The organism is Variovorax sp. J2P1-31, assembly GCF_030317215.1.
Lineage (GTDB): Bacteria > Pseudomonadota > Gammaproteobacteria > Burkholderiales > Burkholderiaceae_C > Variovorax.
In genome coordinates this window covers 170,903-196,754 of sequence record NZ_JASZYA010000001.1, presented here as the reverse complement: position 1 = coordinate 196,754, position 25,852 = coordinate 170,903, and the positions used below count along the sequence as shown (strand labels likewise).

General features: G+C 69.6%; 26 protein-coding genes. 18 read left to right on the top strand and 8 right to left on the bottom strand.

Annotation, left to right across the window (positions count from 1 at the left end; all coding sequences use genetic code 11):
• Positions 1 to 45: 45 nt before the first annotated feature.
• Genes modA through QTI20_RS00925 form a run of 3 tightly spaced genes read left to right on the top strand, consistent with a single transcriptional unit; the run spans position 46 to position 2,147 of the window.
• Positions 46 to 810 (top strand): molybdate ABC transporter substrate-binding protein, encoded by a 765-nt coding sequence (modA, locus tag QTI20_RS00935; protein WP_286550756.1) that lies wholly within the window; start codon positions 46 to 48, stop codon positions 808 to 810.
• A gap of 3 nt (positions 811 to 813) precedes the next feature.
• Complete coding sequence (gene modB, locus QTI20_RS00930) at positions 814 to 1,467, top strand: molybdate ABC transporter permease subunit (protein ID WP_286550757.1); 654 nt, start codon at positions 814 to 816, stop codon at positions 1,465 to 1,467.
• 5 nt (positions 1,468 to 1,472) lie between these two features.
• Positions 1,473 to 2,147 (top strand): ABC transporter ATP-binding protein, encoded by a 675-nt coding sequence (locus QTI20_RS00925; protein WP_286551016.1) that lies wholly within the window; start codon positions 1,473 to 1,475, stop codon positions 2,145 to 2,147.
• Between the two features lie 5 nt (positions 2,148 to 2,152).
• Here the strand turns inward: QTI20_RS00925 and QTI20_RS00920 are convergent, their stop codons facing one another.
• The gene (locus QTI20_RS00920; protein WP_286550758.1) at positions 2,153 to 2,530 is read right to left on the bottom strand and encodes a nuclear transport factor 2 family protein; all 378 of its coding nucleotides are present in this window, start codon (positions 2,528 to 2,530) and stop codon (positions 2,153 to 2,155) included.
• Between the two features lie 98 nt (positions 2,531 to 2,628).
• Positions 2,629 to 3,909, bottom strand: a complete 1,281-nt coding sequence (locus QTI20_RS00915; RefSeq protein ID WP_286550759.1) for an SUMF1/EgtB/PvdO family nonheme iron enzyme — start codon at positions 3,907 to 3,909, stop codon at positions 2,629 to 2,631.
• A gap of 167 nt (positions 3,910 to 4,076) precedes the next feature.
• Here QTI20_RS00915 and QTI20_RS00910 point away from each other — a divergent pair, with 167 nt between their 5' ends.
• Together QTI20_RS00910 and QTI20_RS00905 are read left to right on the top strand one after the other, a co-directional pair.
• On the top strand, positions 4,077 to 4,697 hold the full coding sequence (locus QTI20_RS00910; RefSeq protein WP_286550760.1) for a TRAP transporter small permease subunit: 621 nt from the start codon (positions 4,077 to 4,079) through the stop codon (positions 4,695 to 4,697).
• A gap of 21 nt (positions 4,698 to 4,718) precedes the next feature.
• Positions 4,719 to 6,551, top strand: a complete 1,833-nt coding sequence (locus tag QTI20_RS00905) for a TRAP transporter large permease (RefSeq protein WP_286550761.1) — start codon at positions 4,719 to 4,721, stop codon at positions 6,549 to 6,551.
• Between the two features lie 110 nt (positions 6,552 to 6,661).
• On the opposite strand, the gene QTI20_RS00900 is transcribed toward QTI20_RS00905, so the two are convergent.
• Positions 6,662 to 7,744 (bottom strand): TRAP transporter substrate-binding protein, encoded by a 1,083-nt coding sequence (locus QTI20_RS00900; RefSeq protein WP_286550762.1) that lies wholly within the window; start codon positions 7,742 to 7,744, stop codon positions 6,662 to 6,664.
• A 218-nt stretch (positions 7,745 to 7,962) separates the two neighbouring features.
• Here QTI20_RS00900 and QTI20_RS00895 point away from each other — a divergent pair, with 218 nt between their 5' ends.
• The 5 genes from QTI20_RS00895 (at position 7,963) to QTI20_RS00875 (ending at position 12,512) form a co-directional block, all read left to right on the top strand.
• Positions 7,963 to 9,117 (top strand): ABC transporter substrate-binding protein, encoded by a 1,155-nt coding sequence (locus QTI20_RS00895; protein ID WP_286550763.1) that lies wholly within the window; start codon positions 7,963 to 7,965, stop codon positions 9,115 to 9,117.
• A 119-nt stretch (positions 9,118 to 9,236) separates the two neighbouring features.
• On the top strand, positions 9,237 to 10,118 hold the full coding sequence (locus tag QTI20_RS00890) for a branched-chain amino acid ABC transporter permease (protein WP_286550764.1): 882 nt from the start codon (positions 9,237 to 9,239) through the stop codon (positions 10,116 to 10,118).
• 2 nt (positions 10,119 to 10,120) lie between these two features.
• Positions 10,121 to 10,984, top strand: coding sequence for a branched-chain amino acid ABC transporter permease (locus QTI20_RS00885; RefSeq protein WP_286550765.1), 864 nt, complete (start codon positions 10,121 to 10,123; stop codon positions 10,982 to 10,984).
• Complete coding sequence (locus QTI20_RS00880) at positions 10,981 to 11,784, top strand: ABC transporter ATP-binding protein (RefSeq protein WP_286550766.1); 804 nt, start codon at positions 10,981 to 10,983, stop codon at positions 11,782 to 11,784. Before QTI20_RS00885 ends, QTI20_RS00880 begins: the two co-directional genes overlap by 4 nt.
• Positions 11,781 to 12,512, top strand: coding sequence for an ABC transporter ATP-binding protein (locus QTI20_RS00875; protein WP_286550767.1), 732 nt, complete (start codon positions 11,781 to 11,783; stop codon positions 12,510 to 12,512). The genes QTI20_RS00880 and QTI20_RS00875 overlap by 4 nt, the downstream gene beginning before the upstream one ends.
• Before the next feature lie 137 nt (positions 12,513 to 12,649).
• Here QTI20_RS00875 and dxs read toward each other — a convergent pair whose 3' ends face one another.
• Genes dxs through xseB form a run of 3 tightly spaced genes read right to left on the bottom strand, consistent with a single transcriptional unit; the run spans position 12,650 to position 15,689 of the window.
• Positions 12,650 to 14,500, bottom strand: coding sequence for a 1-deoxy-D-xylulose-5-phosphate synthase (dxs, locus tag QTI20_RS00870; protein WP_286550768.1), 1,851 nt, complete (start codon positions 14,498 to 14,500; stop codon positions 12,650 to 12,652).
• A gap of 14 nt (positions 14,501 to 14,514) precedes the next feature.
• Positions 14,515 to 15,435, bottom strand: coding sequence for a polyprenyl synthetase family protein (locus QTI20_RS00865; protein ID WP_286550769.1), 921 nt, complete (start codon positions 15,433 to 15,435; stop codon positions 14,515 to 14,517).
• Positions 15,432 to 15,689 (bottom strand): exodeoxyribonuclease VII small subunit, encoded by a 258-nt coding sequence (gene xseB, locus QTI20_RS00860; protein ID WP_183026029.1) that lies wholly within the window; start codon positions 15,687 to 15,689, stop codon positions 15,432 to 15,434. Before xseB ends, QTI20_RS00865 begins: the two co-directional genes overlap by 4 nt.
• A 279-nt stretch (positions 15,690 to 15,968) precedes the next feature.
• Between xseB and QTI20_RS00855 the strand changes: the two genes are divergently transcribed.
• From QTI20_RS00855 to QTI20_RS00820, 8 genes are all read left to right on the top strand, one after another.
• On the top strand, positions 15,969 to 17,111 hold the full coding sequence (locus QTI20_RS00855) for an aromatic ring-hydroxylating oxygenase subunit alpha (RefSeq protein WP_286550770.1): 1,143 nt from the start codon (positions 15,969 to 15,971) through the stop codon (positions 17,109 to 17,111).
• Positions 17,112 to 17,213: 102 nt separating this feature from the next.
• Positions 17,214 to 18,146 carry a DMT family transporter gene (locus QTI20_RS00850; RefSeq protein ID WP_286550771.1) on the top strand — a complete coding sequence of 311 codons (933 nt, stop codon included), beginning with the start codon at positions 17,214 to 17,216 and terminating at the stop codon, positions 18,144 to 18,146.
• A gap of 33 nt (positions 18,147 to 18,179) precedes the next feature.
• Positions 18,180 to 19,100 carry a sulfurtransferase gene (locus tag QTI20_RS00845; RefSeq protein WP_286550772.1) on the top strand — a complete coding sequence of 307 codons (921 nt, stop codon included), beginning with the start codon at positions 18,180 to 18,182 and terminating at the stop codon, positions 19,098 to 19,100.
• Positions 19,097 to 19,645: a DUF2796 domain-containing protein gene (locus QTI20_RS00840; protein ID WP_286550773.1), complete on the top strand. Its 549-nt coding sequence runs from the start codon at positions 19,097 to 19,099 to the stop codon at positions 19,643 to 19,645. Before QTI20_RS00845 ends, QTI20_RS00840 begins: the two co-directional genes overlap by 4 nt.
• A gap of 18 nt (positions 19,646 to 19,663) precedes the next feature.
• A complete protein-coding gene (locus tag QTI20_RS00835; RefSeq protein ID WP_286550774.1) occupies positions 19,664 to 20,365 on the top strand; it encodes an ABC transporter ATP-binding protein in 702 nt (233 codons plus the stop codon).
• Positions 20,362 to 21,624 carry an ABC transporter permease gene (locus QTI20_RS00830; protein ID WP_286550775.1) on the top strand — a complete coding sequence of 421 codons (1,263 nt, stop codon included), beginning with the start codon at positions 20,362 to 20,364 and terminating at the stop codon, positions 21,622 to 21,624. The genes QTI20_RS00835 and QTI20_RS00830 overlap by 4 nt, the downstream gene beginning before the upstream one ends.
• 40 nt (positions 21,625 to 21,664) lie before the next feature.
• Positions 21,665 to 22,237: a DUF3299 domain-containing protein gene (locus QTI20_RS00825; RefSeq protein ID WP_286550776.1), complete on the top strand. Its 573-nt coding sequence runs from the start codon at positions 21,665 to 21,667 to the stop codon at positions 22,235 to 22,237.
• Between the two features lie 165 nt (positions 22,238 to 22,402).
• Positions 22,403 to 24,454, top strand: a complete 2,052-nt coding sequence (locus tag QTI20_RS00820) for a DUF3300 domain-containing protein (protein ID WP_286550777.1) — start codon at positions 22,403 to 22,405, stop codon at positions 24,452 to 24,454.
• Positions 24,455 to 24,558: 104 nt separating this feature from the next.
• Here the strand turns inward: QTI20_RS00820 and QTI20_RS00815 are convergent, their stop codons facing one another.
• Together QTI20_RS00815 and QTI20_RS00810 are read right to left on the bottom strand one after the other, a co-directional pair.
• A complete protein-coding gene (locus QTI20_RS00815) occupies positions 24,559 to 24,792 on the bottom strand; it encodes a hypothetical protein (RefSeq protein ID WP_183027258.1) in 234 nt (77 codons plus the stop codon).
• Between the two features lie 77 nt (positions 24,793 to 24,869).
• Positions 24,870 to 25,769, bottom strand: coding sequence for a ZIP family metal transporter (locus QTI20_RS00810; protein ID WP_286550778.1), 900 nt, complete (start codon positions 25,767 to 25,769; stop codon positions 24,870 to 24,872).
• Between the last annotated feature and the right edge of the window lie 83 nt (positions 25,770 to 25,852).

The following is a 25,852-nucleotide window of genomic DNA, read 5'->3' as shown; positions in this document are numbered from 1 at the left end:
TGATTTCGCTATTCCCGATTTGAATAGCGAACCGAAGGACGCGAGATGAACACGACTCCCCGCTGGCTGCACAAAGCCACCCTGCTGGCCGTTTTTTCGCTGGGCAGCGTCGCGCTGCATGCGCAGGAGCTCGTGGTGTCCGCCGCCGCCAGCCTGACCAATGCCTTCCAGGCCGTCGGGCAGGCCTACGAGAAGGCGCATCCGGGCACCAAGGTGACCTTCAACTTCGCGGCCTCCGGCCCGCTGCTCGCGCAGATCCAGCAGGGCGCGCCGGTCGACGTCTTCGCCTCGGCCGACCAGGAAACCATGGACCGCGCCGCCAAGGCCAACCTGCTGGCCGAGGGCACGCGCGCCGACTTCGCGCGCAACACGCTGGTGCTGATCGTCCCCGCCAGCGCCGCGGCCTCGCCCGCCAAGCTGTCCGACCTCTCCGACGCCGCGTACAAGCGCATCTCGACCGGCACGCCGTCGTCGGTGCCCGTGGGCCGCTACACCATGGCCTCGGTGCAGGAAGCCGGCCTCACGGCCGCGCTGGAACCCAAGTGGATCTACGGCGAGAGCGTGCGCCAGGTGCTCAACTACGTGGCGCGCGCCGAGGTCGATGCCGGCTTCGTCTACCGCACCGACGCGCTGATCGAACGCGAGAAGACGCGCATCGCGCTGACCGTGCCCACCACCACGCCCGTGAGCTACCCGATCGCGCAGATCGCCAGCAGCAAGAACGCGGCCGGCGGCAAGGACTTCATCGCCTTCGTGCGCAGCGCCCCGGGCCAGCAGATCCTCGACGGCTTCGGCTTCTCCAAGCCCTGATCCTTGCTCGCTCCCCTCTGGCTCACGCTCAAGATCGCCCTGCTGGCCACGCTGCTGGCAGGCGCGATGGGCATCGCCCTGGGCTGGTGGATGGCGCGGCGCCAGTTCGCGGGCAAGAGCTTCGTCGACGCGCTGCTGATGCTGCCGATGGTGCTGCCGCCCACGGTGCTCGGCTACTACCTGATCGTGGTGATCGGCCGCAACGGCGTGCTGGGCCAGTACCTCGACCGCTGGTTCGGCATCAACCTGATGTTCACCTGGCAGGGCGCGGTGATCGCGGCCTCGCTGGTCTCGCTGCCGTTGATCTACAAGGCCGCGCGCGCCGCCTTCGAGGACGTGGACGGCCGCTTCCTGCATGCCGCGCGCACGCTGGGCGCGGGTGAGTTCGAGATCTTCGCGCGCATCGCGCTGCCGCTGGCGGTGCGCGGCATCACGGCCGGCCTGATGCTGGCCTTCGCGCGCGCCATGGGCGAATTCGGCGCCACGCTGATGATCGCCGGCAACCTGCCCGGCAAGACGCAGACGCTGTCGATCGCCATCTACGACGCCGTGCAGGCCGGCAACGACGCGCAGGCGCTGTGGCTCACGCTGGTGATCTCGGTGGTGTGCGTGGTGGTGCTGGTGGTGTCGGGCCGCATGCTGCAGGCCAAGCATTGACGACCATGATCCCGGTGCTCGACATCCACGTGCAGACCCTGCTGGAATCGCCCGGGCGGCGTTTCGAGCTCGACGCGCAGTTCAAGTCCACCACGCTGCGCACCGCGCTGATCGGCGCCTCCGGCTCGGGCAAGTCGACGGTGCTGATGGCGATCGCGGGCCTGGCGCCGCATGCGCGCGGCCATGTGCGGGTGGCGGGCGAGGCGCTGCTCGACAGCGCGCACGGCATCGACCTGCCGGCCCGCGCGCGCGGCGTGGGCCTGGTGTTCCAGGACTATGCGCTGTTCCCCCACATGACGGTCGAGCAGAACCTGGCCTTCGGCCTCTGCCGCCTGGGCCAGCGCCCCGACGAGGCCCAGCGCGCGCGCATCGACGCGCTGGTGCGGCAGTTCGACCTGGGCAGCCTGCGCACCGCCTGGCCGCGCCACCTGTCGGGCGGCCAGCGCCAGCGCGTGGCCCTGGCCCGGGCGCTGGCACCGCAGCCGCGCGTGCTGCTGCTCGACGAGCCGCTCTCCGCGCTCGACACGGTGCTGCGGGTCCGGCTGCGCGCCGAACTGGCCGAGATGCTCGAGCGCGTGCAGGTGCCCACGCTGCTGGTCACGCACGACCCGAGCGACGTCGAGGCGTTGGCGCAGTCGGTGGTGACGCTGGACGAAGGCCGCGTCGGGCCGGCGCGCTAGCCTTCTCAGGCCCCGGCCGGCACCTTGTCCAGGAAGCCGGTCACGGCGCGCAGCTTGCCGCCGTCGAGTTGCGCGAAGTCCGAGCCCTCGATCAGGTCCTCGGCGCCCGCGGGCCCCAGCGTCCAGCCGAAGCGCAGGTGGTCGCCATGCGCGTCGGCCCGGCCCTTGAGGTGGAAGCGGAAGCCCGGGTAGCGCTGCTGCACCGCGCCGACCAGCGCGTCGATCGCGTCGAGTCCGCGGGCCTGCGCCATCGGGTCGACATAGCTGGCATCGGGCTGCCAGCCGGCTTCGAGCAGGCGACGGCGGCGCAGCGGATCGGTCTCGTTCCAGACGGCGAGGTAGGCGTGGGCGATGCCGGCGGCATCGGGGGTGGCGGTGTTCATCATGGCGATTCCTTCGGCGTTTGCGGCCCGCAACGGCGCGGGGTGCATGAAGGATCGCGCCGCTCGCGCGCGGCGTCGATGACCTCGCGGGTCATGCCTCAGATGCTGCAGCTGCGGAAGCCGAAGAAGCCGTCGTCGCGCGCCGGCGGTGCGAAGCCGCGCCAATGCATGGAGCGCATGCGCGCCCGGGTCGCGAAGGACGAACCCCGCAGCACGCGCGCGGTGCCGAAGGCGGGCACGGGATCGAATTCGGTGCCGCTGCTCCAGGGGTCGGCACGCCAGCCGGGCCAGGCCTGCAGCGTGCCCGCGGTCCATTCGTGCACACCGCCCCAGCCGAAGCCGCGGTGGGCACCGGCCTGGGCCGCGATCTCCCATTCGACCTCGGTGGCGATGCGGCGGCCGGCCCAGCGCGCCCAGGCGTCGGCCTCCCACCAGCTCAGGTGCACAGCGGCATGGTGGTTGCCGGCCTGCACCATGCGGCCGAAGCGGCGCTGCAGCACCGCGCCACCCGCGCCGCGCGGGCCGGTGCCGATCTGCTCCACATGACGCGGCGCGCGGCGCCCGTCGGGCTGCTGCGCCAGCCATTGCCAGCCGCCGGGCTGCCACAGGTCCTGGCGGTCGTAGCCGCCGTCGTCGACGAATTCCGCGAACTGCTGCCAGCTCACCGGCTGGGCGTCGATCTCGAACTCGGGCACCGCGATGCGCAAGGTGCCGGTCTCCTGCGACAGGGCCAGGCCGGGGGCGTCGGCGGGCCGGCCCAGCGTCCAGTGGGTGGCGGGCATCAGCAGCGGTGCGCGCGGCGCGGCCGCGGGCGACAGCTCGATGTCCAGCGGCAGGCCCAGGCTCTGGGCCATCACGATCAGCTGCTCGCCGCGCAGGTCCTCGTGCAGCAGCGCCAGCCGGTAGAAGTACAGGCCGGCGTCGGTCTCGGCCGCGCGCGCGAGCAGGTCGAGCGTGCACTCCAGCGTCTCGAGAAGGTAGGCGCGCGTGGCCTCGGCATCGGGCAGTTCGGCGCTGGCGCCGGGCGCGGCGCTCCACCAGTCGTCGGCGCGCGGCTCGATCGACGCCAGCCGCGTCGGGCGCGCGGGGCAGTCCAGGCCGAAGGCGCGCTGCGTGTTGCGGGCGATCCACCATTCGGAGAACCAGGCGACGTGCCCGCCCAGCCAGAACGGCGGGACCACGCCCTCCTGGGGCTGAGCCAGCGCGCTGCCGCGCTCCTGCGCCTGCTCCCACAGCGACAGCAGGTGCAGCGTGTGGTTGCGCGCGTCGATCAGCGCCAGCGACAGCAGTTCGCGGCCGGCGCGCCGCATGTCGGGCGAGTCGATCGATTGCGGTGTCGCATGCGCGGGCCGTGACGCAGGACCAGGGAGGGCAGGCATCGACGGATTATCGCGGTGCAATTTCCCGGGCCCGACTACGGGCAAACGCCGCATTGGGATCCCGCGATGCACCGATAAAATCCGCCCCACTGCACCCGACCCGCCTGCGCACAACGCCGGTATGTCGGGTGTGTTCGTATCAAGCACGTCCAAAACATGGAGCGACTATGCAAGGCCTGATGAAGTTGTCGAGAGCCATCGACTGGCTCAATGCCCAAGTGGGCAAGTACGCGATCTGGATCATTCTGGCGTCCACGGTCATCAGCACGCTGAACGCGGTGGTCCGCAAGGTGTTCAACACCAGTTCGAACGCCTACCTCGAAGTCCAGTGGTACCTGTTCGCCTGGTCCTTCCTGATCGCGGCGGGCTTCACCCTGCTCCACCGCGAACACGTGCGCATCGACGTGCTCAACAGCCGGCTGTCCAAGCGCACGCAGATGTGGATCGACATCCTCGGCTTCGCGCTGTTCCTCACGCCGCTGTGCCTGGTGGTGCTGTACTACACCGTGCCCATGCTGATCTCGCAGTACCAGTCGGGCGAGATGTCCGGCAACTCGGGCGGCCTGATCCGCTGGCCGGTCTGGCTCGCGCTGCCGGTGGGCTTCACGCTGCTGCTGCTGCAGGGCTGGTCGGAGCTGATCAAGCGCGTCGCCTTCCTGCGCGGCGCGGGCCCGGACCCGACGCTCAAGCTGGGCGAGAAATCGGCCGAGGAAGAACTGGCCGAAGTGCTGCGCGAACGCGCAGGCATCCAGCCCGGCACGCCCGAGACGGCGCCCCAGGCCCGCTGAACGAAGCGCACCGCACACACCATGGAATTCATCACTGCCAACTTCGCCCCGATCATGTTCGCGGGGCTGATCATCTTCCTGCTGCTGGGCTTCCCGGTGGCCTTCAGCCTCGGCGCCTGCGGGCTGTTCTTCGGTTTCATCGGCATCGAGCTGGGCGTGTTCCAGTCCTCGGTCATGGCCTGGCTGCCGCAGCGGCTCATCGGCATCATGGCCAACGACACGCTGCTGGCCGTTCCCTTCTTCACGCTCATGGGGCTGATACTGGAGCGAAGCGGCATGGCCGAGGACCTGCTCGACACCGTCGGCCAGGTCTTCGGCCCGATGCGCGGCGGCCTGGCGCTGGCCGTGATCTTCGTGGGCGCGCTGCTGGCCGCCACCACCGGCGTGGTCGCCGCCTCGGTGATCTCGATGGGCCTGATCTCGCTGCCCATCATGCTGCGCTACGGCTACGACCGGCGCATGGCCTCGGGCGTGATCGCGGCCTCCGGCACGCTGGCGCAGATCATCCCGCCCTCGCTGGTGCTGATCATCATGGCCGACCAGCTGGGCAAGAGCGTCGGCGACATGTACAAGGGCGCCTTCCTCCCGGCCTTCATGCTGGTGGGGCTGTACGTGCTCTACGTCGCCTTCCTGGCGATCTTCAAGCCCGAGCGCGTGCCCGCACTGCCGCCCGAAGCCCGCATCTACCGCGAGCCCAACGGCGGCGGCGGCTACATGTCGCTGGTCGTGCTGATGACCATCTCGGCCATCGCCGCGATCCTGCTGGCGCAGAACATGACCGCGCTGCACAGCTGGTGGCAGGGCCAGGAAGTCACCTTCGTCGCCACCGACGAGAAGGTCGTGGTCGCGATGTGCGGCGGCACCTTCGTGGCCTTCGTGATCGCGGTCTTCAACAAGCTCACCGGCCTCAAGCTGCTGTCGCGCCTGGCCGAACGCGTGACCTTCGTGCTGATCCCCCCACTGCTGCTGATCTTCCTGGTGCTGGGCACCATCTTCCTGGGCGTGGCCACGCCGACCGAAGGCGGCGCCATGGGCGCGATCGGCGCGCTGGTGATGGGCGTGGTGCGCAAGCGCCTCGACATGAACCTGCTCAAGCAGGCGCTGACCGTCACGACCAAGCTGGGCAGCTTCGTGATGTTCATCCTGATCGGCGCCACCGTCTTCGGCCTGGTGTTCCAGGCCGCCGACGGCCCGATCTGGGTCGAGCACCTGCTGACCGGCCTGCCGGGCGGACAGATCGGCTTCCTGATCGTGGTGAACCTGCTGATCTTCATCCTGGCCTTCTTCCTCGACTACTTCGAGCTGTCCTTCATCGTGGTGCCGCTGCTGGCGCCGGTGGCGCACAAGCTGGGCATCGACCTGATCTGGTTCGGCGTGCTGCTGGCGGTCAACATGCAGACCTCGTTCATGCATCCGCCCTTCGGCTTCGCGCTGTTCTTCCTGCGCTCGGTGGCGCCCGAGAAGCCCTACGTCGACCGCGTGACGCAGAAGATCATGCAACCGGTCACGACCATGCAGATCTACCGCGGCGCGGTGCCTTTCGTGCTGATCCAGCTGGTGATGGTGGGCGTGCTGATCGCATTCCCGGGCCTGGTCACCGGCAGCCTGGACAAGGTGCAGAACTACGACCTCGACAAGGTGGGCGAGCAGATGCGCGAGCAGCTGCAGCCCGAGAGCAACGACACCGACGGTGGCTACGGCGCGAACGAAGAACCGAGCACCGAACCCGCGGCACCGACCGAAGGCGGCGCGATGCCCGAGCCCGGCGCGGAGCCTTCGTCGGCGCCGCCCGAGTCGACCGCCGACGATCCGCTCAAGGCGCTGCAGGACTCGCTCAAACCCAAGAGTCCCTGAACCCACCGGGGCGCTCCTGCGCCTCGGCCCACCGCCTGGATGCAGGCGAAAAAAAACCGCGCAGTGCGCGGTTTTTCTTTGGGCGCCGGCCGCGAAGGCCGGCGTCGGACTCAGACCTTCACGCCGTTCATGTACTGGTTGAACGGGAACTCGGAGAAGCGGTTCCAGAGGATCTGGTCGCGCTGGAAGGTGCGCATGTCCTGGTGGATCTTCTTGAACTCCGGCGACTTGGCTTCGTGCTCGGCGAAGACTTCCATGGCGGTCTTGAAGCCGGCGTCCATCACGGCCTTGGGGAAGGCCTTGAGCTGGGTCTTGTCGGCGACCAGCTTCTTCAGCGCGATCGGGTTGTAGGCGTCGTACTTGGCGGTCATGTCGCGTGCGGCGACCTTCATGGCCGCATCGAGGATGGCCTTGTTCTCGTCCGACAGCTTGGCGAAGGCCTTGTTGTTGACGAAGAACTCGAGGTCGGCGCCGCCTTCCCACCAGCCGGGGTAGTAGTAGAAGGGCGCGACCTTGTTGAAGCCCAGCTTCAGGTCGTCGTAGGGGCCGACGAATTCGGCCGCATCCAGCGTGCCCTTCTCGAGCGCCTGGTAGACGTCGCCCGCGGGCATGTTCTGCGAGATCACGCCCAGCTTGGCCATCGATTCGCCGAACACGCCGCCGCCCATGCGCATCTTCAGGCCCTTGAGGTCGGCGACGGTCTTGATTTCCTTGCGGTACCAGCCGCCCATCTGGGTGCCGGTGTTGCCGGCGCTGGCCGTGCGGAAGTTGTACTGCGCGAAGAAGGCGTCCAGCAGCTTGCGGCCGTTGCCGTATTCCTTCCAGGCGTCGTTCTGGCGCGCGGTCAGGCCGAAGGGCACGGCGCAGCTGAAGGCGAAGATCGGGTCCTTGCCGGTGAAGTAGTAGGCGGCGCTCTGCGCCATCTCGATGGTGTCGCCCTGCAGCGCATCGACCACGCCGAAGGCGGGCATCAGTTCGCCGGCCGGGTGCGCGGTGATCTCGAACTTGCCGCCCGACAGGGCCTTGACGGTCTTCGAGAGCATTTCGGCGCTGCCGAAGATGGTGTCCAGGGAACGGGGAAAGCTCGAGGCGAGACGCCAGCGCACGGCCGTCTGGGCATGCACTGCAGGCGCGATGCCTGCGGCCAACACGCCCGCGATGCCAGCGTTTTTGATGAGGGAACGACGATCCATGGACAACTCCGGGTTCTTTGAGAAAAACGACATGCGGCTCATGACCGCGTCAGCGACTGGGGTGTCAGCCCGGGCGATTGTAAAAAAGCACTTACAGCGTTCGGCGGGGGGTTTACCCTGCGCCGCCGCAAGTCGGGCGCCGCAGCCACGGAGCGGTCCGCGGGCGGGAGGCATAAAATGTGAGACCGCCCTTATACCTCCCTGACAACGGCCTTCTCATGAGAAACCCCATTTCCTTCAAGCCCGCATTGCTCGCGCTCGCCGCCGCCACCGCCTTCGGCGCCCAGGCCGCCGACATCAAGATCGGCGTGGCCGCAGCCCTTTCCGGTGGTGCCGCGCAGTACGGCGCCGCCATCCGCAACGGCTTCCAGCTGGCCGCCGACGAGATCAATGCCGCTGGCGGCATCAACGGCGACAAGATCGTGCTGGCCATCGAGGACGAGCAAGGCAAGAAGGAAGACGCGATCAACGTCTTCAAGAAGCTGATCTTCCAGGACAAGGTCCTGATGACCTTCGGCCCCACGCTGTCGAACTCGGCCCAGGCGGCCGACCCGATCGCCCAGGCCTCCAAGACCGTGGCCTTCGGCACCTCGAACACCGCCGACGGCATCACCTCGATCGGCGACTACATCTTCCGCAACTCGGTGACCGAGGCCGACGTGCTGCCCGAGACGCTGCGCGTGGCGATCAAGCACGCCAACGTGAAGAAGGTCGCGGTGCTCTACGGCAACGACGACGTGTTCACCAAGAGTGGCTACGACAACTTCAAGAAGGCCCTGGAAGACCTGAAGCTGCCCGTGACCACCACCGAGACCTTCGCCAAGGGCGACGTGGACTTCAAGGCCCAGCTGACCAAGATCAAGGCCACCAACCCCGACGCGATCGTGCTGTCGGCCCTGCTCGCCGAAGGCGCGCCGGTGATGGTGCAAGCGCGCCAGCTCGGCCTGAACGTGCCGATCATCGGCGGCAACGGCATGAACTCGACCAAGATCTTCGAACTGGCCAAGGGCAGCTCGGACAACCTCTACGTGGGCAGCCCCTGGTCGGCCAGTAACGCCACGGCCGAGAACACCAAGTTCCAGAAGGCCTACAACGACAAGTTCAAGATCGCGCCGGACCAGTTCGCGGCCCAGGCCTACGACGGCCTGTACGTGGTGGCCCAGGCGCTCAAGGGCGTGAAGCTCTCGGGCAACCTCGCGGCCGACCGCAGCGCGCTGCGCAATGCACTGCCCGACGTGAAGTGGACCGGTGCCACCGGCGCCTTCGCCTTCGCGCGCGCCACGGACAAGGCCGGCAAGCCCGCCGGCTACGACGCGCAGCAGAAGGCCATCGTGAGCGTGTCGCGCGGCACGCAGTTCGTGATCGAGAAGTAAGCCTCTCGCCGGCGGGCCGCGCGGCCCGCCCTGTTCCCTCAATGGCGCAGACCTCTGCGCCGTTTTCTTTTTTTGATTTGCCGCGGCGCGCCCTGCCCGCGGCCTGACGGAAGCCCATCGTGCTCGATCAGCAGCTTGTCAACGCCTTGTCGCTGGGGTGCGTCTACGCACTCTTCGCGCTCGGCTTCACACTCATCTTCGGCGTGCTCGGCGTCATCAACCTCTCGCACGGCGCGGTGTTCATGGTCGGCGCCTATGCCGCGGCCGAATTCATGCGCGTCTCGGGCATGCCCCTGTGGGTCGGCCTGCCCTTCGCCTTCGCCTTCTGCGGCGTGGTGGGCTTCGTGATCGACGTGCTGGTTCTCAAGCCGCTGCGCAAGCGCAACGCGCCCCACCTGATCCCGATGATCGCCACCATCGGCGTGGCCATCATCCTGAACAACGGCATCCAGGGCATCTTCGGCGCCGAGAACCTGCGCTTCCCGCCCGGCACCATCCCCGACGACGCGCTGGTCATCGGCAGCATCCACGTCACCGTGCTCGAACTGGGCATCGTGCTCTCGTCCTTCGTGCTGATGGGCGTGCTGATGCTGTCGCTGCAGCGCACGCAGCTGGGCCGCGCCCTGCGCGCGATCGCCGAATCGCCCAAGGCGGCCTACCTGGTCGGCGTGAACGTCGAAGGCCTGTTCTACCTGACCTCCTTCGTGGCCGCGGGCCTGGGCGGCGTGGCCGGCGTGCTGATCGGCCTGTACTCCAACGCGCTGTTCCCGCTGATGGGCCAGCCGATGCTCGAGAAGGGCATCGCGGTGATCATCCTGGGCGGCATGGGCGACATCCGCGGCGCGCTGCTGGGCGGCCTGTTCCTCGGTTTCGCCGAGGTGCTGTCGGTGGCCTACGTGGGCTCCAACATGCGCGACGCGGTGGCCTTCGGCCTGCTGTTCCTGGTGCTGCTCGTGCGCCCCAAGGGTCTCTTCGGCTCGTTGAAGGAGCGCAAGGTCTGACCATGGAAGCTCTCGACAATTTCTGGTCGGTCTACAGCAACCTGGTGCTCTCGCTGGGCATCAACGGCCTGCTGGCGCTCTCGATCTGGCTCACGCTGGCCTGCGGCATGCTGGCCCTGGCCAACGCGGCCTTCATGGGCATCGGCGCCTACACCGCCTCGATCCTCACGCTCAACTACGGCGTGCCCTTCCCGGTGGCCATCGCCGCCGGCATGGCCGCGCCGGCGCTGGTCGCCTTCGTCATCGGCAAGCCCACGCTGCGGCTGTCGGGCGTCTACCTCGCGATGGCCACGCTGGCCTTCGGCGAGGTGGTGCGCATCACCATCCTCAACGCCGAGTCGCTCACGGGCGGCGCGCTGGGCCTGAACGGCATCCCGCAATCCACCGAGTGGTGGCATGTGGCGCTGGCGCTGGTGCTCACGCTGCTGGTGCTGTGGCGCATCCGCCGCTCCAAGGTCGGCCGCGCCTTCGAGGCCATCAAGGAAGACGAGACCGCCGCGGGCCTGATGGGCATCGACGTGGCGGGCCACAAGATGCTGGCCTTCGTGCTGGGCGGCGCCATCGCCGGCCTGGCGGGCACGCTCAACGCGCACCTGACCTTCTTCATCGGCCCGGGCGAGTACGGCTTCAACCGCGCGGTCGACATCCTCACGATGGCGATCCTGGGCGGTATCGGCAGCCTCACCGGCCCGGTGCTGGGCGGCGCCATCCTCACGCTGCTGCCGGAAACGCTGCGCGGCCTGGGTGCCTTCCGCCTGGTGGTCAATGGCTTCATCCTGGTGCTGATCGTGCTGTTCCTGCCCAAGGGCATCTGGGACCCGGCACGCATCCGCCAATGGTTCGGCCGCAAGGGGAGCGCAGCATGAGCGACCAGACACTTTTGACATTGAAGAACGTGTCGCGGCACTTCGGCGGGCTCAAGGTCCTGCAGGACGTGAACCTCGACATTCCCAAGGGCGGCATCTTCGGCCTGATCGGTCCCAACGGCGCCGGCAAGACCACGGTGTTCAACCTGATCACCGGCCTGCTGCCGACCACCAGCGGCACGATCCACTTCGAAGGCCAGGACCTGGCGGGCCGCAAGCCCTTCCAGATCACCCGCGGCGGCATCGCGCGCACCTTCCAGAACATCCGCATCTTCAAGGAGATGTCGCTGCTGGAGAACGTGACGGTGGGCATGGACGCCAAGCTGCGCTACGGCCCGCTCGGGCTGCTGGCCGGCTCGGGCCTGTTCCGCAGCGAGGAGAAGCGTGCCCGCGAGCGTGCGCGCGAACTGCTGAGCTGGGTCAAGCTCGACCACAAGGCGCACGACGTGGCCGACAACCTCTCGTACGGCGACCAGCGCAAGCTGGAACTCGCGCGCGCGCTGGCCACCGAGCCCACGCTGCTGCTGCTCGACGAGCCGGTGGCCGGCATGAACAGCACCGAGAAGAGCGAGCTGATGGTCGAGATCGAGAACATCGCGGCGCGCGGCTTCACGGTCTTCATGATCGAGCACGACATGCGCTTCGTGATGGGCCTGTGCCAGCAGATCGCGGTGCTGAACTTCGGCCGCATCATCGCGCGCGGCGGCCCCGACCAGATCCGCAACGACCCGCAGGTGATCGAGGCCTACCTCGGCCGCGAGGACGACGAAGCCACGAACGACCAGGAGACCCCGGCATGAGCGTCGCCACGAACACCCCCTTGCTGCAGGTCCAGGGCCTGAAGGTGTCCTTCGGCCACGTCGAGGCCGTCAAGGGCATCGACTTCGCGCTGCACGAAGGCCAGATCACCACGCTGGTCGGTGCCAACGGCGCCGGCAAGTCGACCACGCTGCTGGCGCTGTCGGGCCTGGTGAAGAAGACCGCCGGACGCGTGCTGTTCGCGGGCCAGGACATCACGACGCTGTCGCCGCACAAGATCGTGGCCGGCGGCCTGGTGCAGGTGGCCGAAGGCCGCGCCACGCTGACCACGCTGACGGTGCGCGAGAACCTCGAGCTCGGCGCCTACACGCGGCGCGACGGCGCGGCCGCGCGCGCAGCCGACCTGGAGCGCATCTACACGCTGTTCCCGGTGCTCAAGGACCGGGCCGACGGCCTGGCGGGCAACCTGTCGGGCGGCGAGCAGCAGATGCTGGCCATCGGCCGCGCGCTGATGGCCAAGCCCCGCGTGCTGCTGCTGGACGAGCCCTCGATGGGCCTGGCGCCGATCATCGTGCAGGACATCTTCCGCACGCTGCGCGAGATCAACAAGCAGGGGCTGACGATCTTCCTGGTGGAGCAGAACGTGCGCCAGGCGCTGAAGATCGCGGACCGGGCCTATGTGATCGAGACCGGGTCGATCGTGCTCGCGGGCAGCGGGCGGGAGCTGCTGGGAAATCCGAAGGTGCAGGACGCGTACCTGGGAAGCTGACGCTCTTTGGTATTCCTCCCTCCCCCGCTGGGGGAGGGTCGGGGTGGGGGCCGCCGGCCTTCGAAACGCCACAGCGTCGGTGGCGATGCAAGCCCCCATCCCAGCCTTCCCCCAGAGGGGGAAGGAGCAAAACCGGATCAGGCGCGGCCGAAGCGCTCCACGATCGACTGCTCGATGCCCGCCGCATCCAGCCCCACGCCCGCCAGCAGCTTCGCCGGATCGCCATGCTCGATGAACACATCGGGCAGGCCCAGCTGCAGCACCGGCTTCTGCACCTTCGCGGCCTGCAGCGCCTCCAGCACCGCGCTGCCGGCGCCGCCCATGATGGCGCCCTCCTCCAGCGTGACGAAGGCCTCGTGCGTGGCCGCCACCTGCAGCAGCAGCTCGACGTCCAGCGGCTTGGCCCAGCGCATGTTGAGCACCGTCGCGTCGAGCGACTCGGCGGCCTTCAAGGCCGGATACAGCAGCGAGCCGAAGGCCAGGATCGCGATGCGCCGGCCTTCGCGGCGGATCTCTCCCTTGCCGAAGGGCAGCGCCTCGAGCGTGAGATGCGGCGTGACGCCGGCGCCCGCGCCGCGCGGGTAGCGCACCGTCACCGGATGGTTCTGCGCGTAGGCGGTGCTCAGCAGCTGCCGGCACTCGCGCTCGTCGGCCGGGCAGGCGATGCTCATGTTGGGGATGCAGCGCACGAAGGGGATGTCGTAGGCGCCCGCGTGCGTGGCACCGTCGGCGCCCACCAGCCCCGCGCGGTCGAGCGCGAACACCACCGGCAGGTTCTGGATCGCCACGTCGTGGATCAGCTGGTCGTAGGCGCGCTGCAGGAAGGTCGAGTAGATCGCGACCACCGGCTTGAGCCCTTCGCAGGCCAGGCCGGCGGCGAAGGTCACGGCATGCTGCTCGGCGATGCCGACGTCGTGGTAGCGGGCCGGGAATTTCTGTTCGAACTCCACCATGCCCGAACCTTCGCGCATCGCGGGCGTGATGCCGACCAGGCGTCCGTCCTGGGCCGCCATGTCGCACAGCCACTGGCCGAAGACCTGCGTGAAGGTCTGCTTGGCGACCGTGGTCGACTTCACCAGGCCCACCTGCGGATCGAACTTGCCCGGGCCGTGGTAGGCCACCGGGTCGGCCTCGGCCAGCTTGTAGCCCTGGCCCTTCTTGGTCACCACGTGCAGGAACTGCGGGCCGCTGAGCTGCTTGAGGTTCTCCAGCGTGGGCACCAGCGAATCGATGTCGTGGCCGTCGATCGGGCCGACGTAGTTGAAGCCGAACTGCTCGAACAGCGTGGCCGGCACCACCATGCCCTTGGCATGCTGCTCGAAGCGCTTGGCCAGCTCGAACAGCGGCGGCGCGGCGCGCAGCACGCTCTTGCCCACGTTCTTCGCGGCCGCGTAGAAGTTGCCGCTCATGAGCTGCGCGAGGTAGCGGTTGAGCGCGCCCACGGGCGGGCTGATCGACATGTCGTTGTCGTTCAGGATCACCAGCAGCTTGCAGTCCGACACGCCCGCGTTGTTGAGCGCCTCGAAGGCCATGCCCGCGGTCATCGCGCCGTCGCCGATGATGGCCACCGCATGCCGGTCCTCGCCCTTCTGCTTGGCCGCCATCGCCATGCCGAGCGCGGCCGAGATGCTGGTCGAGGAATGGGCGGTGCCGAAGGTGTCGTACTCGCTCTCGGCACGCTGCGGGAAGCCCGAGATGCCGCCCTGCTGGCGCAGCGTGGGCATGCGCTCGCGCCGGCCGGTCAGGATCTTGTGCGGGTAGGTCTGGTGGCCCACGTCCCACACCAGCCGGTCGTGCGGCGTGTTGAACACGTGGTGCAGCGCGACGGTGAGCTCCACGGTGCCGAGGTTCGAGCTCAGGTGGCCGCCGGTGCGCGACACGTTGTCCAGCACGCAGGCGCGCACCTCGTCGGACAGCTGCTTGAGCTGGGCACGGTCGTACTGGCGCAGGACCGAAGGATCGTGGATGGTGGGGAGCAGCTCGGCCATGGGATGTGTTCTTGTTATCGGTCGCGGTCCACGACCATGTGTGCCAGCGCACGCAGCGCATTCGTGTCGGGCAGGCCGCTGCGTTCGAGCGCGGCCAGGGCCTCGCCCAGCAGCTGGGTCGCCTGCGCGCGCGCGCCGTCCAGGCCCAGCAGCGACACGTAGGTCGGCTTGTCGGCCGCGGCATCCTTGCCGGCGGTCTTGCCCAGGGTCTGCGAATCGGCGACGACGTCGAGGATGTCGTCCACCACCTGGAAGGCCAGGCCCAGCGCCGCGCCGTAGGCGCTCAGCGCGGCCAGCGCCCGGGGCGCCACCTGCTGCGCGCAGGCCGCGCCCATGTCGACGCTGCCCTGCAGCAGCGCGCCGGTCTTCAGGCGGTGCATCTCGCGCAGCTGCGCTTCGTCCAGGGCCAGGCCCACGCTGGCCAGGTCGATCGCCTGGCCGCCGGCCATGCCCTGGCTGCCGGCCGCGCGCGCCAGCAGCCGGCACAGCGCGGCCTGCACCGCGGGCGCGACGCTGCCGTCGTCGGGCGTGAGCAGCTCGAAGGCCAACGCCTGCAGCGCATCGCCCGCGAGCAGCGCATCGGCCTCGCCGAACTGCACGTGCACCGTGGGCTTGCCCCGGCGCAGCACGTCGTTGTCCATGCAGGGCAGGTCGTCGTGCACCAGCGAGTACGCGTGGATCAATTCGGTGGCACAGGCCGCGCGCAGGGCCGCGGCAGCGACGCCGCCCACCGCCTCGCTGGCGGCCAGCACCAGCAGCGGGCGCAGGCGCTTGCCGCCGTCGAGCACCGCATAGCGCATCGCGTCGCCCAGCTGCACCGGCGCATCCACCCCGACCCAGGCCGAAAGCGCCGCTTCGACGCTGGAAAGATGCGGCCCGCTCCAGGCCGCCAGGCGCTGCGCGTCCCAGCCCGCTGCCGTCCGAGCGGCGGTCATTCGGCCGACCACGCCTTGAGGTGGCCCGCGTCGAGCACCTTGATCTGGTCTTCCACCGCCTGCAGCCGGTCGCGGCAGAAGCCGAGCAGGGCCGCGCCGCGCTGGTAGCTGCCCAGCAACTGGTCGAGCGGCAATTGCCCGGACTCGAGTTCGTTCACCAGCCGTTCGAGTTCCTGCAGCCCGGCTTCGTAGCTGGCCGGCAGGGGCCCGGTGTCGGGACCGGTCTGGGAAAGAGGGGGAAGCGCCTTGGGCATGCGGGAGATCGTGGATGAAACGTCGCATTTTAGTTTCCACAGCGCCGCGTGCCGTCGCGCACCCCAGAAACCGGCCCCGCCGGCGGTCCCGGCGCGGGAAAATGCCATGTGCGCTTCTGGGGACGCTGGTGCTTCGGGATGCAGGAAAAGGTCGGCCGGGTACAATCGCCCCTCCTCCACGCCGGCGCCCGCCGGCGATGTTCTTTTCGGGCCGTCGCATCCGCCAGACGGCGCCTCTTTTCCTTTTTCCTCCCTGTGGGGAGCTTGGTCAGGTCACCCATGTCTGATTTAAGTCTTCAACTGCAGCCGGCTCAGAGCCAACTTCCGGTTTCCGCGTACTTCGACGAAGCCCTTTTCGCTCGCGAGCTGCAGACGCTGTTCGCCAATGGACCGCGCTACGTCGGCCACCGGCTGTCCGTGCCGGAGCTGGGCAACTTCCATACCCTGCCGCAGGAGCACGACGGCCGCGCGCTGGTCCACACGCCCAAGGGCGTGGAGCTGATCTCCAACGTCTGCCGCCACCGCCAGGCGCTGATCCTGCAGGGCCGCGGCCAGCTCGACAACAAGACCGGCGGCAACATCGTCTGCCCGCTGCACCGCTGGACCTACGCCGCGGCCGACCCGCGCGCCACCGGCACGCTGATCGGCGCCCCGCACTTCGCGCAGGACCCCTGCCTGAACCTGCACAACTACCCGATCGAGGAGTGGAACGGCCTGCTGTTCGAGAAGAACGCCGACGGCAGCGGCCGCAACGTGGCGGCCGACCTGGCCGGCCTGGGCCCGCGCGCCGACCTCGACTTCAGCGGCTATGCGCTCGACCGCGTCGAACTGCACGAGTGCAACTACAACTGGAAGACCTTCATCGAGGTCTACCTCGAGGACTACCACGTCGGCCCCTTCCACCCCGGCCTGGGCAGCTTCGTGACCTGCGACGACCTGCGCTGGGAATTCGGCCGCGAGTTCTCGGTGCAGACCGTGGGCGTGGCCAACCGGCTCGGCCGCGCGGGCAGCCCGGTCTACCAGAAGTGGCAGGAGCAGCTGCTCCAGTACCGCAACGGCAAGCCGCCCAAGTACGGCGCGATCTGGCTGACCTACTACCCGCACGTGATGATCGAGTGGTACCCGCACGTGCTGACCGTGTCGACGCTGCACCCGGTGAGCCCGACCAAGACGCTCAACATGGTCGAGTTCTTCTACCCCGAGGAAATCGTCGCCTTCGAGCGCGAGTTCGTCGAGGCCCAGCAGGCCGCCTACATGGAGACCTGCGTGGAAGACGACGAGATCGCCGAGCGCATGGACGCCGGCCGCCGCGCGCTGATGCTGCGCGGCGACAACGAGACTGGCCCCTACCAGAGCCCGATGGAAGACGGCATGCAGCAGTTCCACGAGTGGTACAGGTCTCGGCTCGCCCCCGCGGCCTGAGGACACGGACCGTCGCCACGCCCACACCCCTGACTCGGCGGCGCCGGTCCCGCGGTGCCTCATGACTGATACCGAACCGCTGCCGGCGCACGAAGACTGAAAATGCAAGCTCTCTGGATGGTGCTGGGCGCACTCTTCTTCGCGACCATGGGCCTCTGCGTCAAGATCGCCTCGGCCTGGTTCACCAGCGCCGAACTGGTGTTCTACCGCGGCCTGATCGGCATCGTCTTCCTCTGGCTGCTGGCACGCAACCGCGGCGTCTCGCTGGGCACGCGCTACCCGGGCATGCATGCCTGGCGCAGCCTGATCGGCGTGGTCTCGCTGGGCGCCTGGTTCTATGCGATCGCGCACCTGCCGCTGGCCACCGCGGTCACGCTCAACTACATGAGCAGCGTCTGGATCGCGGCCTTCCTGGTCGGCGGCGCGCTGCTGGCCTGGATGCCGGTGCCCGGGCGCGACGGCAGGATTCCGCGGCCGCCGTTCCAGGGGACGATGGCGCTCACGGTGCTGGTCGGCTTCGCGGGCGTGGTGCTGATGCTCAAGCCCAGCGTCGACGGCAGCCAGGGCTTCGCCAGCCTGATGGGCCTGTTCTCGGGCATGACCGCCGCCTTCGCCTACATGCAGGTGGTGGCGCTCTCGCGCGCCGGCGAACCCGAAGCCCGCACCGTCTTCTACTTCGCGGTCGGCTCGGCCGTGGCGGGCGGGCTGGTCACGGTGATCGACGGCTTCACGCCCTGGGCCCAGTGGTCCTGGTCCCATGCCGCCTGGCTGCTGCCCGTGGGCGTGCTCGCCGCACTGGGCCAGCTGTGCATGACGCGCGCCTACGCCACCGCCAAGTCCGAAAGCGGCACGCTGCTGGTCGCCAACCTGCAGTACTCGGGCATCATCTTCGCGGCCCTCTACGGCGTCTTCCTGTTCGACGACCGGCTGGACCTGAGCGGCTGGGCCGGCATGGGCCTGATCATCGCGAGCGGCATCGCCGCCACCTTCCTGCGCCAGCGCTCGCTGCCCAAGGCGCCGGCCGAAGAACACTGACGTTTGTCCCCCCCGTTCCCGCAAGGAGTTCCCATGGCCACCTCCCGCTACGACACCCTGATCTCCGCCGAACAGCTGCAGGCCCTGCAGGCCGCCGGCACGCCGCTGATGGTCTTCGACTGCAGCTTCGACCTGATGAAGCCCGCGGCCGGCGCCGCCCAGTTCCTCGCGCTGCACATCGCCGGCGCGGTGTACGCCAGCCTCGACGAAGCGCTCAGCGCCCCTCACGGCCTGCCCGGCAAGGACGGCGCGGTGGTGGTGGCGCACGACGACGGCGTGCCCGCCTCGGGCGGCCGCCATCCGCTGCCCAGCCGCGAGAAGTTCGCGACCTGGCTCTCGAGCGTGGGCTTCACCAACGGCATGCAGGCCGTGGTCTACGACCGCAACGGCGCCAACTACTGCGGCCGGCTCTGGTGGATGCTGCAGTGGATGGGCCACGAGGCCGTCGCGGTGCTCGACGGCGGCCTGCAGGCCTGGCAGGCCGCGGGCGGCGCGGTGGCGCAGGGCGAGGAGCCGGCGCACTTCCAGTCGAACTTCGTGCCTTCGGCACCGCGCGTGGCGCTGGTCGGCACGCAGCAGGTCGCGGCCGGCCTGGGCGATGCGCGCCAGACGCTGATCGACGCCCGCGCCGGCGCACGATATCGCGGCGAAGTGGAACCTCTGGACCCGATCGCCGGTCACATCCCCGGGGCGCTCAACCGCCCCTTCGCCGAGAACATCGGTCCGGACGGCAAGTTCAAGCCCGCCGCGCAGCTGCGCGCCGAATTCGACACCCTGCTGGCCGGACGCGATCCCTCGACGGTCGTCCACCAGTGCGGCAGCGGCGTGAGCGCCCTGCCCAACCTGATCGCGATGCGCATCGCGGGCCTGGGGCCGACCGCGCTCTATGCCGGCAGCTGGAGCGAATGGAGCAACACGCCGGGGCTGCCGACCCGGCAAGGCGCCGAACCATGAACCGAGGACTGTCCCGTCTTCTTCTCCTTCTCTCCGCTGCCCTGTGCGCGCTGCCCTTCGCGGCGCAGGCGCAGCAGGCCGCGCATGTGCACGGCCAGGTCAAGCTCGACGTCGCGGTCGAAGGCCCCACCGTGGTGATCACGATGGACGCGCCGCTGGACAACTTCCTGGGCTTCGAGCGCGCGCCGCGCAACGACGCCGAGAAGAAGACGGTCGACGAGGCCGTGGCCAGGCTGCGCGCCGCCGACACCCTGTTCGCCATCGACCCGGCCGGCAACTGCAAGCTGGGCCCGGTCGAGCTGCGCGCGCCGGTGCTGGGCCTGGGCAAGGCCGATGCCGCGGCGCCCGCGGCCGGCGCCCATGCCGACATCGACGCCACCTTCGCCTTCAACTGCGCCACCGCCTCGGCCGTGAAGTTCATCGACGTGGCGCTGTTCACCGCCTTCAAGGGCCCGCGCCAGATCGAGGCCCAGATCGTCTCGCCCCAGGGCCAGTTCAAGCGCACGCTCAAGCGGCCCAACGCGCGGCTCGCGTGGGGCAAGTGACGCGGCGATGAAGCGGCCATGAGCCAGGTGCTCGCCATCGAAGCGCTGCGCTTCGGCTGGCCGGGCGCCGCGGCGCCGTGCATCGACATCGAGCGGCTCGAGGTGCGGGCCGGCGACACGCTGTTCCTGCATGGCCCGAGCGGCTGCGGCAAGAGCACGCTGCTGTCGCTGATGGCCGGCGTGCTGGTGGCCGACAGCGGCCGCGCCACGCTGCTGGGCCACGACTGGGCCGCGGTCTCGGGCGCGGCGCGCGACCGCTGCCGCGTGGCGCACGTGGGCTACATCTTCCAGCAGTTCAACCTGCTGCCCTACCTGAGCGTGCTCGACAACGTGCTGCTGCCCTGCCGCTTTTCCGATCGCCGACGCAGCCGCGCCGCGCGGCAGCACGGCACGCCGCGCGCCCAGGCCGAGGATTTGCTCGCGGGCATGGGCCTGGATCGCACCCTGTGGCGCCGCCCGGCGCTGCAGCTGTCGGTGGGCCAGCAGCAGCGCGTGGCCGCGGCGCGCGCCTTGATCGGCCAGCCCGAGCTGGTGATCGCCGACGAACCCACCTCCGCGCTCGACGAAGGCCACCGCGAGGCCTTCCTCGAGGTGCTGCTGGCGGCCTGCGCCGCGCACCGCAGCGCGCTGGTGTTCGTGAGCCACGACCAGCGCATCGCCGCGCGCTTCGCCCGCGAACTCCGGCTGCCGGACCTCAACCGCGCCGCCACCGCCCGATGAGCGCGCTGTTCTCCATCGCCTGGCGCAGCGCCTGGAACCGGCGCTTCACGCTGCTGCTGACGGTGCTGTCGATCGCGCTGTCGACGCTGCTGCTGCTGGGCGTGGAACGCATCCGCACGCAGCTGCGCGACAGCTTCTCGTCGGCCGTCTCGGGCACCGACCTGATCGTGGGCGCGCGCACCGGCTCGACCGAGCTGCTGCTCTATTCGGTGTTCCGCATCGGCGCGGCCACCAACAACATCGCCTGGACCAGCGTTCAGGCGCTGTCGGCGCACCCGGGCGTCGACTGGGTGGTGCCACTGTCGCTGGGCGATTCGCACCGCGGCTTCGCGGTGCTCGCGACCACGCCGGCCTACTTCACGCATTTCCACTACGGCGACCGCCAGCCGCTGGCGCTGCAGGAAGGCCGGCCCTTCGAGGGCCTGTTCGACGCGGTCGTGGGCGCCGAAGTGGCCGAGCGCCTGGGCTACCGGGTCGGCCAGCGCATCACGCTGGCGCACGGCACGGGCGAGCTGATCGTGGCCGAGCATGCCGACAAGCCCTTCACCGTGGTCGGCATCCTCGCGCGCACCGGCACGCCGGTCGATCGCACGGTGCACATCGGGCTCGAGGCGATGGAGGCCCTCCACGCCGACTGGCGCGGCGGCGCACCGCTGCCCGGCCTGCGGCTGTCGGCCGAACAGGTGCGCCAGCTCGACCTCACGCCCAAGAACGTGACGGCCGCGCTGGTCGGCCTGAAGAACCGCGCGGCGGTGTTCGGCGTGCAGCGCTGGGTCTCGACCTACGGCGGCGAGCCGCTGATGGCGGTGCTGCCCGGCGTGGCGTTGGATGCGCTGTGGGACATGGTCGGCGTCGGCGAGAACGCGCTGCTGCTGATGTCGGCGCTGGTCGCGCTGGTGAGCCTCGCGGGCCTGGTGTCGGTGGTGCTGGCCGGCCTCGACCAGCGCCGGCGCGAACTCGCGGTGCTGCGCGCGGCCGGCGCGGGCCTGCGCCATGTGCTGGCGCTGCTGGCGATCGAGGGCGCCTTGGTCACGCTGGCCGGCGTGCTCGTCGGCACGGCCGCCGCGGCGCTGGGCATCGCGGCACTGTCGCCCTGGCTGCAGTCACACTTCGGGCTCACACTGGCGCTGTCGGCCCCGACCGCGAACGAGGCGCTGCTGCTGGCCGCGCTGCTGGGCGCCGGCTGGCTCGCCAGCCTGCTGCCCGCGCTGCGCGCCTACCGGCTCTCGCTGGCCGACGGGCTGTCGCCACGTCTTTGATGAAACCGGATACTTCGCCCTTGGACCCAGGACACTTGCCATGAAGCCCCTCCACCTGCTGCGCGCCCTCGTCCTCACCGCGGGCACCCTCGCCCTGCTGCCAGCGCCCGCGGCCGAACCCGCGGCGCCGGCCAAGGCCCGGCCGGGCGCGGTGCGCGAGATCGTCTGGGACGAGCTGGTGCCGAAGGACTGGGACCCGATGAAGGACTTCAGCGCCACCGACATCGGCCGGCTGCAGGACGGCGACCCGCGCGCGACCGCGCTGATGAAGAAGATGCAGCAGGCCTTCGACAACGCGCCGGTCAATGCGTCGCTCGACGGCGCGCAGGTCAAGATCCCCGGCTACATCGTGCCGCTGGAGCAGAAGAAGGCCGGCGAGATCACCGAGTTCCTGCTGGTGCCCTACTTCGGCGCCTGCATCCACACGCCGCCGCCGCCGGCCAACCAGATCCTGCACGTGCACCCGTCCAAGGCCGCGAAGTTCCGCGCCATGGACGCGGTCTGGGTGGTCGGCACGCTCAAGACCGCGCGCAGCGACTCGGGCATGGGCGTGGCCGGCTACCGCATGGATGCGCAGAGCGTCACGGCCTACGGCGGCGGCGCGAAGAACTGAGCGGCCGCCCGCCGCGGCCCCGGCGCTGACACGCGGGGCCGAAACGCACTGACACACATGGCGTCGGCCCCGGGGCCAGGGTGAACGTTGAGAGGAAGGCGGCACACGCAGGCAGACGATGCGCGCGCTCGCCGTCCCTGTTCGACCTCACCAGGAAGCGAGACCATGGCTCCACTCCAACGATCCGCGCCGCGCGCCGGCCTGATGCTCGCCGCCATCGGCGCGGCCGTGCTGGCCCTCGCGGGCTGCGACAACAAGCCGGCCGAAGCCCCGGTCGCCGCGCCGGCCGCGGCCCCCGCGGTGGCCGCAGCCGCAGCCCCCCCACCGGCACCCGCGCCCCCGCCGCCACCCGCCTACGTGCCGCCCACGGCCGAGCAGCTGACCCAGCTGGTCGCGCCGATCGCGCTCTACCCCGACAAGCTGGTGGCGCAGGTGCTGGCCGGCGCCACCTACCCGGACCAGGTCACGGCCGCCGACCTCTGGCTCGCGCAGAACGCGCAGCTCAAGGCCGGCCCCCTGGCCGACGCCGCGGAGCGCCAGCCCTGGGACCCGAGCATCAAGTCGCTGACCGCCTTCCGCACGGTGCTCGACCAGATGGCGAAGAACCTGCCCTGGACCACCGCGCTGGGCGAGGCCTACTACAACGACCCGACCGACGTGCTCAACGCGGTGCAGGTGATGCGCACCCGCGCCCAGCGCGCGGGCCGGCTCAAGAGCACGCCGCAGCTCAAGGTGGCCGCAGCGACGGCCGCGCCGGTGTACCGGGCCGACCCCAACGCGCAGCCGATCTATGCGGGGCCGCCGATCATCGAGGCGCCACCGGAGCTCATCACCATCGCGCCGGCCCAGCCCGACCTGGTCTACGTGCCCAGCTACGACCCGCAGCGGATCTACGGCGAGCCGGTGCCGGTGTACCCGGGCTATGCCTATGCCCCGCCGCCGCCCGTCTATGTGGAGCCGCGCTACAGCAACGCGCAGATCGCCACTGCGGGCGCCTTGACCTTCGGGCTCGGCGTGGTGGTGGGCAGCGCGATCCAGCGCCACGACTGGGGCTGGAATGCATGGGGCATGAACTGGGGCGACCGCGGCCGCGACCCGCGCCGGCCCGATGGCCGGCCGCCGGAACAGCGCCCACCCACCCGGCCGGCCGTGATCTACAACCAGTCGACCTACGTCTCGCGTTCGGAGACCATCGTCAACAACAACATCCGCAACGTCTACAACAACAACGCACCCGCACCGCGGTCGCAGCCGCCGCAGCCCCAGCCGTCGGCGCAACTGGTGCAGGCGGAACAGCAGCGGCAGTTCCAGCAGCAGCAACAGCAACAGCAACAACGGCAGTTGCAGGACCAGCAGGCCCGCCAGCGCGATCAGCAGATGCAGGCCCAGCGCGACCAGGTGCGGCAGCAGCAGGAACAGCAGCGCCAGCAGCAGATGCAGGCCCAGAACCAGCAGTTGCAGCAACGCCAGCAGCAGGGCCAGCAGGAAGAGGCGCGCAGGCAGCAGCAGGCGGCCGAACAGCAGCGCCGCGGCGAACAGGCCCGGGTCGAGCAGGAGCAGCAGCGCCAGCGGCAGCAGCAGGAACAGGTGCGCCAGCAACAACAGCAGCGGGCCCAGCAGGACCAGCGGCAACAGGCGCGCCAACAGCAGGAGCAGGCACGGCGCCAGCAGATCGACGCGCAGGCGCGGCAGCAGGACCAGGTGCGACAGCAGCAACAGCAGCAACAGGAACAGGCGCGTCGCCAGCAGCAACAGCAGCAACAGGTCCAGGAGCGGCAACGCCAATCACAGGAGCAGCAGCGGCAGCAGGCAGCGCAGGCGCAGCAGGCACAGCAGGCGCAACAACAGCAGCAACAGGAGCAGGCGCGTCGCCAGCAGCAACAACAGCAGCAGCAACAGGCCCAGGAGCGGCAACGCCAATCACAGGAGCAGCAGCGGCAGCAGGCAGCTCAGGCGCAACAACAGCAACAACAGCAACAACGGCAGCAACAGGAACAACAGCGCCGGCAAGCCGAGCAGGCCCATCAACAACAGCAGCAACAACAACAACAACAGGCCCAGCTGCAGCAGCGCCACCAGCAGGAGCAGGCGCAGCGTCAACAGCAGGAGCAGGCCCAGCAGCAGCAGCAGCGACGCCAGGCGCAGGAGCAGCAGGCGCGCCAGCAGCATCCGCAGCCGCCGCAGGGCCGTCGACCCGGCGACGAGCCACGGCCCTGATCAGCGATGTGCCGCCGGCTTCTTCCACGGCGCACGCACGGCCTCAAGCGGTGTGAGAGAGGCGGGGCCGGCTCTGCGCGGCCCCGTGAAGACGCGTGTCGCCCTCAGTCCGGCGCCTGCATGATCCGGTCGTGCTCTTCGTCCGCCGGCACGTTGTCGGCGTCGAGTTCGCTCGCATCGCTGAGGTCGATGCCGGTCTCCTCCGACAGTTCGTCGGTGGCCGAGGGCTCGGACACATCGAGGCTGTCGCCCAGGCTCTCTTCGGCGTCGTCGAGGTCGTTGGCATCGTCCGCCAGCAAGGGCGGTACGGTGCGCGGGCGCGGGTCGGCAGCGGTCATGGCACGGGTCTCCAGCAAGAACGGAACGAGGTGACCCATGCTGCGCCTGTTCGCGCGCGCATGCAACCCGATCCCGCTCAGTGCTTGGGGTCGGCGCCGTGCGCCGCTTCGTCGCGGTGCGAATGTCCGGCGCCACCGTGGTCATGCGCGTGGCCATGTTCATGCCCGCCATGCGCGAGCCGGCTCACCAGCGTGACCAGCACGATGCCGACCACCAGCCAGGCGATCTGCGCGAAGGTCTGGCGTGCCGGCAGTTGTTTCTGCAGCTGCGGGATCAGGTCGGCCAGCGCCACGTAGACGAAGCTGCTGCTCGCCAGCACCAGGAAGTACGGCAGCCAGCCATGCAGCTGGTCGACCAGCCACCAGCCCGCGAGCCCGCCCAGCGCGGTCATGGTGCCGGCCAGCGAGACCTTGAGGAAGGCCGCACGCGGATTGGCCGAGGTCTGGCGCAGCACCACCAGGTCGCCGATGTGGTGCGGCACCTCGTGCGCCAGCACCGCCAGCGCGGCCACCAGGCCCAGCCGCATGTCCGCGATGAAGGCCGAGGCGATCAGGATGCCGTCGCCGAAGCAATGCACGCTGTCGCCGGTGAGCACGGCCCAGCCGCCGGAGCGCGGGGCATGGGCGTGCGCGTGGCCGTGCGCGTGCGCATGGCCGTGGTGCCCGTGGTCCTGCGTTTCCGCCGCGTTGTGCTCGTGCCCGTGGTGCCAGAGCTCGGCCTTGTCGAGCAGGAAGAAGAACACCACGCCGAACAGCAGCGCGGCGAACAGCATCGCGGGCTCGATGCCGCTCTCGAAGGCTTCGGGCAGCAGGTGCATGAAGGCCGTGGCCAGCAGTGCGCCCGCGGCCAGGCTCAGCAGGTGCTGCGGGTTGACGCCGCCGCTGCTGCGCACCCCCACGCGCATCAGCAGTGCGGCGACCCAGACGCTTCCGATGCCCGCGACCAGGGTGGCGGCCAGGATGATCAGCAAATTCATGACGTTTTTCTTGCGTTCTCTCAGTGCACGGGCGCGATGCCCGCGGGTTCGATCCCCCAACAAAAACCGCCCCGAAGGGCGGC

Coding starts and splice junctions, on each gene's coding strand:
- modA (WP_286550756.1), top strand. CDS start 46: ATGAACACGACTCCCCGCTGGCTGCACAAAGCCACCCTGCTGGCCGTT.
- QTI20_RS00915 (WP_286550759.1), bottom strand. CDS start 3,909: ATGCCTGCCCTCCCTGGTCCTGCGTCACGGCCCGCGCATGCGACACCG.
- QTI20_RS00920 (WP_286550758.1), bottom strand. CDS start 2,530: ATGAACACCGCCACCCCCGATGCCGCCGGCATCGCCCACGCCTACCTC.
- QTI20_RS00900 (WP_286550762.1), bottom strand. CDS start 7,744: ATGGATCGTCGTTCCCTCATCAAAAACGCTGGCATCGCGGGCGTGTTG.
- QTI20_RS00845 (WP_286550772.1), top strand. CDS start 18,180: ATGGCCACCTCCCGCTACGACACCCTGATCTCCGCCGAACAGCTGCAG.
- QTI20_RS00815 (WP_183027258.1), bottom strand. CDS start 24,792: ATGACCGCTGCCGACCCGCGCCCGCGCACCGTACCGCCCTTGCTGGCG.
- QTI20_RS00830 (WP_286550775.1), top strand. CDS start 20,362: ATGAGCGCGCTGTTCTCCATCGCCTGGCGCAGCGCCTGGAACCGGCGC.
- QTI20_RS00850 (WP_286550771.1), top strand. CDS start 17,214: ATGCAAGCTCTCTGGATGGTGCTGGGCGCACTCTTCTTCGCGACCATG.
- QTI20_RS00885 (WP_286550765.1), top strand. CDS start 10,121: ATGGAAGCTCTCGACAATTTCTGGTCGGTCTACAGCAACCTGGTGCTC.
- dxs (WP_286550768.1), bottom strand. CDS start 14,500: ATGGCCGAGCTGCTCCCCACCATCCACGATCCTTCGGTCCTGCGCCAG.
- QTI20_RS00825 (WP_286550776.1), top strand. CDS start 21,665: ATGAAGCCCCTCCACCTGCTGCGCGCCCTCGTCCTCACCGCGGGCACC.
- QTI20_RS00865 (WP_286550769.1), bottom strand. CDS start 15,435: ATGACCGCCGCTCGGACGGCAGCGGGCTGGGACGCGCAGCGCCTGGCG.
- QTI20_RS00905 (WP_286550761.1), top strand. CDS start 4,719: ATGGAATTCATCACTGCCAACTTCGCCCCGATCATGTTCGCGGGGCTG.
- QTI20_RS00925 (WP_286551016.1), top strand. CDS start 1,473: ATGATCCCGGTGCTCGACATCCACGTGCAGACCCTGCTGGAATCGCCC.
- QTI20_RS00810 (WP_286550778.1), bottom strand. CDS start 25,769: ATGAATTTGCTGATCATCCTGGCCGCCACCCTGGTCGCGGGCATCGGA.
- QTI20_RS00820 (WP_286550777.1), top strand. CDS start 22,403: ATGGCTCCACTCCAACGATCCGCGCCGCGCGCCGGCCTGATGCTCGCC.
- QTI20_RS00835 (WP_286550774.1), top strand. CDS start 19,664: ATGAGCCAGGTGCTCGCCATCGAAGCGCTGCGCTTCGGCTGGCCGGGC.
- xseB (WP_183026029.1), bottom strand. CDS start 15,689: ATGCCCAAGGCGCTTCCCCCTCTTTCCCAGACCGGTCCCGACACCGGG.
- QTI20_RS00880 (WP_286550766.1), top strand. CDS start 10,981: ATGAGCGACCAGACACTTTTGACATTGAAGAACGTGTCGCGGCACTTC.
- QTI20_RS00875 (WP_286550767.1), top strand. CDS start 11,781: ATGAGCGTCGCCACGAACACCCCCTTGCTGCAGGTCCAGGGCCTGAAG.
- QTI20_RS00840 (WP_286550773.1), top strand. CDS start 19,097: ATGAACCGAGGACTGTCCCGTCTTCTTCTCCTTCTCTCCGCTGCCCTG.
- QTI20_RS00895 (WP_286550763.1), top strand. CDS start 7,963: ATGAGAAACCCCATTTCCTTCAAGCCCGCATTGCTCGCGCTCGCCGCC.
- QTI20_RS00910 (WP_286550760.1), top strand. CDS start 4,077: ATGCAAGGCCTGATGAAGTTGTCGAGAGCCATCGACTGGCTCAATGCC.
- QTI20_RS00855 (WP_286550770.1), top strand. CDS start 15,969: ATGTCTGATTTAAGTCTTCAACTGCAGCCGGCTCAGAGCCAACTTCCG.